The organism is Nitrososphaera sp. (genome assembly GCF_050748925.1).
Lineage (GTDB): Archaea > Thermoproteota > Nitrososphaeria > Nitrososphaerales > Nitrososphaeraceae > Nitrososphaera.
In genome coordinates, this window is sequence record NZ_JBOGQF010000167.1 from 1 (window position 1) to 3,443 (window position 3,443).

The following is a 3,443-nucleotide window of genomic DNA, read 5'->3' on the forward strand; positions in this document are numbered from 1 at the left end:
TAGAAAAATTTTTGGCAATCGCTGTAATCGGAACGTTGCTTTTTGCGGCATTATCCGCGACGGCTCCGGCATCGGCGGCTAGCGAAGTAAATGTAACAAAGGCAGCCAGCCCGGCAGACATATTCTTGCAAGGCACAGGCTCGCCAGACAATACCCAGGTGACGCTAACTGTGCAAGGCTTTGGAGGCACGCTTACAGAAACCGTGCCAATTGACGTGGTATTTTCCATAGACAGCTCAGGCAGCATGACAACGTACGATCCCTCCGGGCTGAGAAAGACTGCGGCAAAATCATTTGTCGACAAGATCGATTCGTCGAGGGATCAAGGCGGAGTCGTCAGCTGGGATTCAGGGGTGAACTTTTCCTTCGGCCTTACGCAGGACTTTGCGGCATTAAAGACCAACATTGATGCGGTAGACTCGTCAGGCGGAACAAACCTCAATGCAGGCCTCAACGCGGCTATAGACATGCTTGATGCCAACACCAGAGTCGGCCCGTCATCCAAGGCAATAGTGTTCTTGACAGACGGGTTTGGAACGTACACTCCGGCAGGCTCTGGCGGCCCCGCTTCAGAAGCGGCAAGCAAGGGCTACACCATCTATGCCATAGGTCTCGGCCCGGCAGCATTGGGACCCCTGGCAGATATGGCAGGCGCAACAGGAGGACAGTCCTTTAGTACGCCAGACGCGGCCAACCTTGACGCCATCTTTAACGCCATCCTCCAGACAATCGTCATCAACACGGCGCCTTCTGACCTGACGCTGACAGAAGTCACGCAAGACTATATCGTCGACGAAGCCAGCTTCAGCATAGCGCCGGACAGCATAACGATGCTTCCGGGCGGACAAACGGAAATTGTGTGGAGCAACATTGCCCAGCACGTTGGCGATAACGACAACAAACTGCTTGCGTCCGAGACGTTCACCGTCACTTTTGACGCCAGCTCGTCTCTTGCAGGCGACAACCTGCCCGTGAACGACCTCGGGGCCTCAAGCGTCGACTATACCAACCCAGACGGTTCTGGCGCGTCAGTACCTCTGCCCCAGGCTTACATCAACGTCCAGGGTCCGCCAGTGACGGTAGACGACGCTGCCAGCACGCTTGAAGACACCCCGGTCGACATTGCAGTCCTTGCAAATGACTCTGACCCGAACGGCGACCCGCTTACGGTGGTGTCAGTTTCAATGCCGATGCAGGGCACAGCAGTAATCAACCCGGACAACACCGTGACCTACACCCCTAACCCCGACATCTTTGGCGCAAGTGACAGCTTTACATACACCATAGATGACGGCAACGGCCTCACTTCGACTGCCACGGTTACGGTTGACGTGCTCGGGCTGCCCAGCACGCCAGGCAAGGTGACAGGCGGCCAGGCAAACCTGGACAACGACACCAACGCAGGGTTCAACGTCCAGTCAGGCGACGGCACGTCGTTCAAAGGACAGCTCCAGTTCAACGATAAACTTGAGGAGATCAAGCTCCACAGCAGCTCGATGACGGCACTCTCTGTCGACCCGACCAAGACAACGGCGACATTCAAGGGAACCGCGAAGGTAAACGGCGTTGAAGGCTACACGTTCAAGGTCACGGTCAAGGACAACGGAGAACCGGGTACAAGCGACTCGTTCCTGATCGTCATCAAAGACCCGACCAACACGACCGTCTATGTAAAAGGAGCGACGCTGACAGGCGGAAACATACAGATCCACTAGGACTGTAAAGGGGCACCGGCCCCCACCTCTTTTTTATTAAAAACTCTAAAATATTACTGCTTGGCCTTGATGAGGACGGCGTTGACGACGCCGTTCTGGCCCGGCCTTGAGGTGACGAGTGCAGAGCCCGCCTCGGTCTCTATGACGGCGCCCTTGCTGATGACGCCCCTCCTCTCGTAATCGCGGTTGGCGGTGTTCTTGCTCACCTTCAGTATCTTGGACTTGGTCACCTTTTTGGCGTCCGAGTCGACGACGTTGGCAAACTCGGCCGTCTTGAACGCGGCCTTTACGTTTGCGCCCCTCACCCTGCGGATGACGATGTCAGTAGTACCGGCAACAGCCTCGTTTGGATACCTGTCAATCTCAAATTTCCTCCTGCCCCTGTTGGCAACTTTGCGGCCGCCGGTCATCTTGCGGCCTGCGAGGTTCTCTATGGACTTGCGCATATGTGGAATCCAGTGTTTCGCACTGTAATTAAGACTTTTCTGGCTGTGGAGCGGGCTTGGGGCTCTCCTTGTTTGCCTCTGCGACGAGCTTGCTCTTCATAGAGTTGATGTCGGTTATGCCGAAGTATTCCTGGAACTTTTTGGTGGTCCGGTACACCTTGAGCCGGCCGAGCGTCTCGTGCTCTATGAACTGCATCTGCTCAAGTTCCTTTACGTGCTGGTAGACCTGGCTCCCCCGTATCTGCACGAGGCGCTTTGAGGTTACCGGCTGCTCGTAGGCGATGTAGGTGAGGGTCTTTTGAGCCGATGCAGGGATCATCGGCCGCTGCGCAAACCGCTTCACCAGCGGCGCATAAGAGGGCTTTAGCTGAAAAACGTACGAGCCGTCCTCAAGCTGGGCAATCTCGATGGCCTTGAACGCCGACTTTGCCTTTCTCACCAGGTCGGCAAGCACCTTGACGGTCTTTTCCTTCGAGTTGGTGCCAGACGCCCTAATCAATTCATCGACAGTCAGGGGCCGGCCGGCAGAATAGAGCGCCGCTTCTATCCTTGCGGTCACCTCGTCTTCCGGCAGGGACTCTCGCACAGCGACAGTAAAAGCGTGAATGATTAATTACTTTGCGGTTGCTCTGCCTTTAGCAGGATCTTGACGTCTTCCGAGTCGTCGGACTGTTCCAGGTCGACCCTGCCCTTCATTGCGAGGTACAGCATGGCGAGGAAGCAGCGCGCAGTCTCGACTGGGTCCATGTTTGCCGTCAGCGTCTTGAACATGGCCATCCCGTCGGCGCTCACGATGTCAAAGATCATGTCTTCGTATTTCTGGATTATTTGTTCGAATTTCTGGAGGTACTGGTCAAAGTTGAACGACTGGACAGGCTCCAGCTCCACCTGCTTTCTCCGCGGCTTGGGGTTTGCCAGCTCCATTATCATGTTCTCAAGGACGCGCAGCAGGTCCTCGACAGAAACAGGATATGTGGACTCGATCCTGAACGGCAGCTCCAGCGTATTTAGCTGAGGTATCGGCAGCTGGCCCTGAGGGTCGTCAAGGCCTTTTTTCTGCATCGCGATTTTCTCAAGCAGGAATATGCTCTCCACCTTTAGCCTGTAGATCATAGACGACGAGACGGCGGCTATGCCGCATATGCGCAGGTCCTTGTTGCCTGTCGCGTTGAGCAAATTCAGGAACAGTTCCAAAAGCCGCACAATGTCAATGTTCCAGACGTCTTTTCTGACAAGGAGCGACGGGTTGAAAAGCATGTTGAGTGGCGGCTGCGCTATGCTC

Annotated in this window: 4 protein-coding genes; 1 reads left to right on the forward strand and 3 read right to left on the reverse strand. The window is 55.4% G+C overall.

Features of this window, described 5'->3' with window-relative positions; genetic code table 11:
• Nucleotides 1-170 precede the first annotated feature (170 nt).
• On the forward strand, nt 171-1,715 hold the full coding sequence (locus ACREAY_RS10760) for an Ig-like domain-containing protein (RefSeq protein WP_431755770.1): 1,545 nt from the start codon (nt 171-173) through the stop codon (nt 1,713-1,715).
• A gap of 53 nt (nt 1,716-1,768) precedes the next feature.
• Here the strand turns inward: ACREAY_RS10760 and ACREAY_RS10765 are convergent, their stop codons facing one another.
• The 3 genes from ACREAY_RS10765 to ACREAY_RS10775 all read right to left on the reverse strand — a co-directional run.
• Nucleotides 1,769-2,161 carry a 30S ribosomal protein S8e gene (locus ACREAY_RS10765; protein ID WP_431755771.1) on the reverse strand — a complete coding sequence of 131 codons (393 nt, stop codon included), beginning with the start codon at nt 2,159-2,161 and terminating at the stop codon, nt 1,769-1,771.
• Nucleotides 2,162-2,189: 28 nt separating this feature from the next.
• Nucleotides 2,190-2,747, reverse strand: coding sequence for an SMC-Scp complex subunit ScpB (gene scpB / locus ACREAY_RS10770; protein ID WP_431755772.1), 558 nt, complete (start codon nt 2,745-2,747; stop codon nt 2,190-2,192).
• Nucleotides 2,748-2,770: 23 nt separating this feature from the next.
• Nucleotides 2,771-3,443: chromosome segregation protein ScpA (locus tag ACREAY_RS10775; protein ID WP_431755773.1), on the reverse strand; the 673-nt coding region annotated here is incomplete at its 5' end.

Excerpts from the sequence above, each read along its gene's own strand:
- ACREAY_RS10765 (WP_431755771.1), bottom strand. The coding sequence starts at position 2,161 with ATGCGCAAGTCCATAGAGAACCTCGCAGGCCGCAAGATGACCGGCGGC.